Origin of the sequence: Sphingobium sp. ba1, from assembly GCF_000743655.1 — a bacterium.
Lineage (GTDB): Bacteria > Pseudomonadota > Alphaproteobacteria > Sphingomonadales > Sphingomonadaceae > Sphingobium.
Genome location: NZ_JPPQ01000066.1, coordinates 1733 through 6987 on the forward strand (window position 1 = coordinate 1733; position 5255 = coordinate 6987).

6 protein-coding genes (1 of these 6 cut by a window edge) are annotated in these 5255 nt (G+C 63.6%); all 6 read left to right on the top strand.

The features are described from left to right. Positions 1–719: the 3' portion of an SDR family NAD(P)-dependent oxidoreductase gene (locus IL54_RS02940; protein ID WP_037473109.1), read on the top strand. The gene continues 16 nt to the left of window position 1, outside the view; 719 of the gene's 735 nt are visible here — the last part of the coding sequence; the start codon falls outside the window, past its left edge; the stop codon is at positions 717–719. 130 nt (positions 720–849) lie between these two features. Next, complete coding sequence (locus IL54_RS02945; protein WP_037473110.1) at positions 850–1638, top strand: hypothetical protein; 789 nt, start codon at positions 850–852, stop codon at positions 1636–1638. A gap of 82 nt (positions 1639–1720) precedes the next feature. Beyond that, positions 1721–2470 (top strand): SDR family oxidoreductase, encoded by a 750-nt coding sequence (locus tag IL54_RS02950; protein WP_237748768.1) that lies wholly within the window; start codon positions 1721–1723, stop codon positions 2468–2470. A 37-nt stretch (positions 2471–2507) separates the two neighbouring features. After that, entirely contained in the window at positions 2508–3974 is a 1467-nt protein-coding gene (locus tag IL54_RS02955) for an aldehyde dehydrogenase family protein (protein WP_037473111.1), read from the top strand. Positions 3975–3995: 21 nt separating this feature from the next. Then, a complete protein-coding gene (locus tag IL54_RS02960; RefSeq protein ID WP_037473112.1) occupies positions 3996–4736 on the top strand; it encodes a TetR/AcrR family transcriptional regulator in 741 nt (246 codons plus the stop codon). Positions 4737–4869: 133 nt separating this feature from the next. Beyond that, a partial coding sequence (locus IL54_RS02965; protein WP_037473113.1) for a PA2169 family four-helix-bundle protein occupies positions 4870–5255 on the top strand: 386 nt, incomplete at its 3' end.

Consider the following 5255-nt stretch of genomic DNA (forward strand, 5'->3'; position numbering starts at 1 on the left):
CGGCAGGCGGCCTCGGCCGCGACCATGCACTGGCCTTTGCAGGGGAGGGCGCGCATCTCATCCTCGCCGATATCAACGAATCGAGGCTGGCCGAAAGCCAGGCGCTGATCGAAGCGGGCGGCGGCAATGCGTCCGTCCACCGCGTCGACATGGGCCAGGAAGCCGACATTCAGGCGTTCGCCGCCACGATCCTGTCGACGCATGACCGGCTCGACGTCCTCATCAACAATGCAGGCCTGCATGCAGGCGAAATCGCGCGCGGATTCTTTGATCTCGGCATGGCCAAATGGCAGCCTTTTTTCGCCGTCAACACCTTCGGCCCCCTGTTGCTGGCCGAAGCGCTGCGTCCCGCGCTGGCAAAAGCCAAGGGCGTCATCATCAACAAATGCTCGATGGCCAGCTATAATCCCGCCACCGCTTACGGCATCACCAAAGCGTCGCTCACCGTCTTCACCCACGCCATGGCCCAGCAGTTCGGCATCGACGACATTCGCTGCGTCGGCATCGCGCCGGGCCTCATGGAAACCGAAGCAGCGCTCCAAGGCGTCGATCCCGCCAATTGGGAGCGGCTCAAAGCCATGCAGTCGGTCAAGCGGCAGGGGACAGCAGCCGATATATCAAACCTGGCCCTGTTCCTCGCGTCGGAAGAAGGCAGTTTCGTCAACGGCCAGGTCATCTTGTGCGACGGCGGCAACCAGATGCGCGGGTTCCGCTTCTGATACCCGCCCGGTTGCCATTGCCCCGGCGATCAATCGATCAGGCTCGCCCAATCCTCTGGCGCACCGTTGCCGTCCATGCTGAATTGTCACCCGACAAGCGTTTGAGCGCGCGCAGCCAGAGGGCAGAGGAATGAGCCTGCATACCACCATCCACCTCCATAACGTCCCGGCCGGGCGGGAAGGCGACTATGCCGCCTGGTTCGACGGCCCGCATCGCGACGACCTCGCCCGCCTGCGCGGCTTCCGCAGCGCCGACCGCTATGCCATCACGCCGCAGCAGATCATGCACGACATCCCCCAGCCATGGCGATTTCTGACCGTCTACGAGCATGACACCGCCACCCCGGAAATCGACCTGCCCGCGCTCGCCCCTCTCCTGGCCCAGGCACGCGACGCCGGGCTGATCGACGATAGCGACGAAAGCGAACGCATTCACAGCTATGCCATGTATGCCGACTGGGCCTTCAGCCCCAACCACCGGGCCGATCAGCCCTTTTCGGGCGTCAGCATCATCCTCGCCAATTTCGTCGCCGGGCGCGAAGCCGAATATCATCACTGGTATGACACGGTGCATTCCCCTGAAGTGACCCGCGTCCCCGGCAAGGTCGGCATGAAGCGCGGCCGCCTGTCGCCGGTGCAACTCGAACCCAAACGCTATTGCCCCGGCAGCGACCTGGTTATCTGCGCGCAGCAGACCGACGATCTGCTCTTTACCGTCAAGGATTTCAGCGCCCGCGCCCGCGGCGTCAGCCCCAGCGGCGTCGCCTTCGCCCCGCGCTCCGCCTCCGGCTCGGTCGCGCGCACGGTCCATTATTTCGGCAAAGTCAGCGGCCCGGCCTTTTGGCCCGGCGGCATCGCTTATGATGGCGACCTCTCGGTCTACCCCGCCGATTTCGCGCGGCCCGCTGCCGCCGCCTGAACAGCTATCGCGCGCGCGATGGCCGTCCCCCTTGCCGTGCGCGCGCCAGTGCGGAATGGGATGAAGCAACAAGAGATGAAGGATGGAGCAGGACATGGGCAAGACGATCATCATCACCGGCGCGGGCGACGGCCTCGGTCGCGCCCTGGCGCGGCGCTTTGCGCGTGACGGCGAAACCGTCATCCTGCTCGGCCGCACCTTGTCGAAGCTGGAAGCCGTGGCAGCCGAACTGGGCGAGGGGCATTTGGCCCTGCAATGCGATGTCGGCGATCCCGACTCCGTTCGCGCCGCCTTCGCGCAGATCGCCACGCGCCATCCCAAAGTGGACGTCCTCATCAACAACGCCGCCATCTATGAGCCGTTCACCCTCGCCGAGGTGCGCGACGACCAGATTCAGTCGTCCCTCGCCATCAATGTCGCCGGGCCGATCTATTGCGCCCGTGAAGCGCTGCCGCTGCTGCGGGGTGGCGGGCATATCATCAACGTCAGCAGCGAATCCGTCGCGATCAAGATGGCGATGCTCTGGCTCTATGCCGGGGGCAAGGCAGGGCTGGAATTGATGTCGGACATGTGGGGACGGGAACTGGCGGCCGACGATGTGCGCGTCACCGTGGTCCAGGCCGGGCAGATGATGGACGAAACCAAGACCGGCACCAACTGGCCGATGGATGTCGCCATGCGCTTCATGCAGGACAATGCCAAGATCGGCCTCAACCCGCGCGAGCGGCCCATCACCCATTATGATTCCGTCACCGACGCCTTCCGCGCCGTCATCGACATGCCCGCCGACCTGCACATCAGCACGGTCGCGTTGACGGCGCGCCGCCGCTGATCGCCCTATCCCGCATATCGACAGAAAGACCCTAGCCATGGCCACTCTCCCCGACGCCAAACTCACCATCGACGGCGTGCTGCGCGACGCGCAGGGCGGCAAGACCTTCGACGTCATCAGCCCCTGGACCGGCCAGCCGGTCGGCAAGGCCGCCGATGCTTCGGCCGCCGATGTGGATGAAGCCATCGCCGCCGCGCGCCACGCCTTCGACACGACCGACTGGTCCACCAATGTCGAAAAGCGCGTCGACCTGGTCACCAAATTGCGTGCCCTGTTCGAAGCGAACCGCGAACGCCTGTCCGACCTCGCGCGCGACGAAGCCGGTGCCGCGATGGGCGCGGTCGGCCGCGCCCATGTGGACATGGCGCTCGACGGCTGGGACGATTATCTGCGCCTCTTTCCGCAATTGAAATGGGACAAGGATTATGGCGGCCGCACCGGCTATGGCTTCGAAACGCAGCGCAAGGCGGTCTATGAACCGGTCGGCGTCGTCGGCGCCATCACGCCCTGGAACGTCCCGCTTTATGTGAATGTGGGCAAGGTCGTCGCCGCGCTGCTCGCCGGTTGCACCGTCATCCTCAAACCCGCGCCCAACACGCCGGGCATGGGCGCAATCTTCGGCGAACTGGCCCAGGAAGCGGGCTTCCCCGCCGGTGTACTCAACGTCATCTTCGGCAGCGATCCTGCTCTCGCCGGGGAGATGCTGGTGACCGATCCGCGCGTCGATCTCATCTCCTTCACCGGCTCTACCAATGTCGGCAAGCGCATCATGGAACAGGGCGCGGCCACATTGAAGCGCGTCTTCCTCGAACTGGGCGGCAAGTCCGCCAAGATCATATTGGAGGACAGCGCCAATTTCGCGATGGACGTCGCCCAGTCGATGCTGGTGTTCCACGCCGGCCAAGGCTGCGCCGTCCATTCGCGCCTGCTCGTCCCGCGCAGCCGCTATGAGGAAGCCAAAGCGGTCCTCAAACATGCCTATGCCAGCTTCGGCGACAATTGGGGCGACTATGATAATCCCGCGCATATCATGGGACCGGTCGTGTCGCAGCGGCAGATGGAACGGGTCTTGTCCTATATCGATATCGGCCAGGCCGAAGGCGCGACACTGCTGGCGGGTGGCAAGGCACGGCCCGACAAGGGCAGCGGCTATTTCATCGAGCCCACCTGCTTTGTCGATGTCACCAACGACATGCGCATCGCCCAGGAAGAAATTTTCGGCCCCGTGCTGGTCGTCATCCCGTTCGAGGATGATGACGACGCCGTCCGCATCGCCAATGAAAGCGACTATGGCCTGTGCGGCGGGGTCTATTCGGCCGATCTCGATCGCGCCATTGCGGTGGCGAGGCGGATACGCACCGGCTCCGTCAGCGTGAATGGCGGCATGTGCATTGCCGGGGACTTGCCTTTTGGCGGTTACAAGGCCAGTGGAATCGGCCGCGAATGGGGTCTTGAGGGAATCGAGGAATTTCTCGAAACCAAATTGATCGCATGGCGCGCATGACAGGATAGCAAGGATCGGCTCTTGAGCGCAAAGGCGGACATGAAGGCAGGGCAGGGGGCAGGCAAATCGCCGCGCTCGCGCCCGTCCGCCGCGACCAAGACGCTCAGCCATAATCTCAACGGACAACGGTTGGGGCGCAAGGGGCGGGACACGCGCGACCGCATCCTTGCCGCCACCAACGAATTGCTCGCTGGCCCCGCCGATATCGAACTGTCGCTTAGCGCCGTCGCGCGTCAGGCGTCGCTTGGCATGACGTCGCTCTACAACTATTTCAACGACCTGACCGAATTGCTCCTGGCCGTGCTGGAACCGGTGATGGCGACCGCCGAAGAGGCATATGTCGGCCTGCTCCGCACGCGCTGGGACGATGCTTCGCTGGGTGAGCATAGTCTGGCGCTGGTGACGGCCTATCATGGCTTCTGGGTCAAAAATTCCCGCTTGCTCCATCTGCGCAACCGCATGGCCGACGCGCAGAATGAACGGATGATGCTGCATCGTATCAACGCAGCCCTGCCGGTCATGCGCCTGATGGTCGAACAGATGGATGGCGACCTTAGCAAACCGCAATCGCCCGTGTTCAGCATGGCGACGGCGCTGATGACCGGGCTTGAACGTATCGTGACCGTCACGACCGATACGACGTTGCAAAATGCGCTCCACGCGCCCAATCCCCTGGGCCGCACGCATTTGCTGCGGGCGGAGGCGCGACTGCTGGAACTGGGCATCCGCGACTATCGGATGCTCGCGGCATCAGGTGACTGAGGGCTTTCCCATCAATCTCATTGATGGAGGTTAAGGACCGACATTTGTTTGCGACTTTCCCGGTCGCGCGTCGTTGAAGGGGGTATCCGGTTGCCAATGGCGCCGGTTTTCATCTTTCAAGACGGGAACCATCATGTCCGACAACAGCCACGATATTTCGACCCTTAATGACCTGATCGCCACCACGATCGACAGCGCCGATGGCTATACCGAAGCCGCCAAGGACAGCGAAGGCGGTCGCTTCGTGACCCTCTTCACCAGCCGCGCCGCCGAACGCCGCGAAGTCGCTACGCGGCTCCAGCAGGAAGTGACCCGCCTGGGCGGCAATCCTGAAGACGACGGCACCGTCCTTGCAGGCGCACATCGCATGTTCCTCAACCTCAAGTCGATGATGACGGGCCAGGACGACAAGGCGATCGTCAACGAAGTCGAAGCCGGCGAAGATCATATCAAGGCCAAGTTCGAAGACGCGCTGGGCGACACCAAGCTTTCGCCCGCCGTCCGCAGCGTGATCGAAGG